Annotated in this window: 1 protein-coding gene; it reads right to left on the reverse strand. The window is 42.5% G+C overall.

The genetic code is table 11. The annotated features are described in order from the left end of the window. Positions 1–368: 368 nt before the first annotated feature. Positions 369–1523, reverse strand: a complete 1155-nt coding sequence (locus B6A32_RS19105; RefSeq protein WP_085306505.1) for an IS110 family RNA-guided transposase — start codon at positions 1521–1523, stop codon at positions 369–371. Positions 1524–1625: the final 102 nt, after the last annotated feature.

The raw sequence follows: 1625 nt of genomic DNA on the forward strand, positions 1-1625 counted from the left end.
CGTTGGTATGACTCCCCACGTCAAGTTAAACCGCAAAATATCCTGCTTTTTTTCGAGCCATAATTTTTTCTCTTTTTAAGTTGAGTGAGTTAACGCATAGAATGAAGCAAGTAATTTCGTCGGTTATCATGCTGATATTCGTGGATTATTAACCTATTGGCTAACAGCGCCTACCTTACTTTTTCCGTCGTGACACCTAATTTCAGTCTATGCTCGTGGTTCAATAGCCGCTAGGCTATTGCCATCCTAACGCCCTCGGTGGTTGTGCCACACCCGATGCTTGACTCCATGCGCTAACTCAAAACTTTTTCTCATTTAATCTTTTCTCTTTTTCATGTTGTTGTCTTTATTTGTGGCTTTCTTTTTAATTATGCCGGTACCCTTGAAATACGCGTGCTTGGGTCAACAGGCACTAATATTACTTCTCGTGATATCGCCCAAATATACGCGAGCATTTCACGGGCAATGGCAGCGACAACAATATTACGATGCTTACCGCGTTGTATCAGGCGTTTGTATCGTCGGCAAAGTCTTAGTTGGGCTTTCCAAGCAACATCAATAACGACCTTAGGCAGTGCTTCTTGGCGCTTTTGTAGCTCGGTTGACACGTTGGCGTTGTGCTTATAGGTTTGAGCCCCTTCAATTAATAACCTCCGTGCTCGGCCATTCCCACATTTAGTGATGCCGCCTTGCTTTCGATTATCGCCACTTGAGTTTTCTTTGGGGACTAATCCTAAATAAGCCATGAGTTTTCTCGGATGGTCGAAGCGTCTTAAATCACCTAACTCTGCAATGGTGCCTACAGCAACTAAAAAACGAATACCTCGCATTGCTTGCAATGCCTGAACAACCGGGTAATAGCGCCATAATTTTGCTTGATGCGCTAATTCATTAACCAACCGCTCTACGCGCTTAATACGCTCGGTAATGGTTTGTATCATTTCTTGCAGTACTATTTGTTGGCTTGGATGCGGCAAAATTAATTCGGTTAGCCAACGTAAATGTTGATTTGACCAATTGTCGTTCACTTTGCAGGTGATGTTGTTGCGAAGAAATAGGCCTTTAAGTTGGAATTTTGCATCCTTTAAGTCTTTCATTGCGGTTTCTCTTGCCCTTGATAAATCACGTATCGCTTCGTCTTCAGGCTCGGGGACATAAATTGGGGTTAGCTCCTCATCTTTAAGGAGTTTGGCCAACTTCATTGCATCACGTTTATCAGTTTTGACTTTATCCCCTGGCTTTTTAGGGATAAGCGAAGGCGCAACGACATAACAGCAATGACCTAAGCTCGTCAGTAGTCGGTAAATCCAATAGCCACAGGGACCTGCTTCATAAACAAAATGCAATGTCGCATTGGGATATTTAGATTGATATTGCCTCGCAAGTTTCGTGATGGCGGCTTTGGTTGTTTTAATTTTTCCTTGATGAACCGTTTTTGCGCCACGCTGGTCTTCAATATGTGCAACTTCAGTAGATACTTTATGGGTATCTAAACCAATATAAATTATGCTATGTTTACTCATGCTAGTCTCCAGTTTTAGTTGTTTAACACACTAAGTATGGCTCTGGTTTTACTAACCCACGAATTTGGAGGCTAGCACCTTGTGGGGAGTCATTATGTCTAT

This window comes from Colwellia polaris, from assembly GCF_002104515.1.
Classification (GTDB): domain Bacteria; phylum Pseudomonadota; class Gammaproteobacteria; order Enterobacterales; family Alteromonadaceae; genus Cognaticolwellia; species Cognaticolwellia polaris.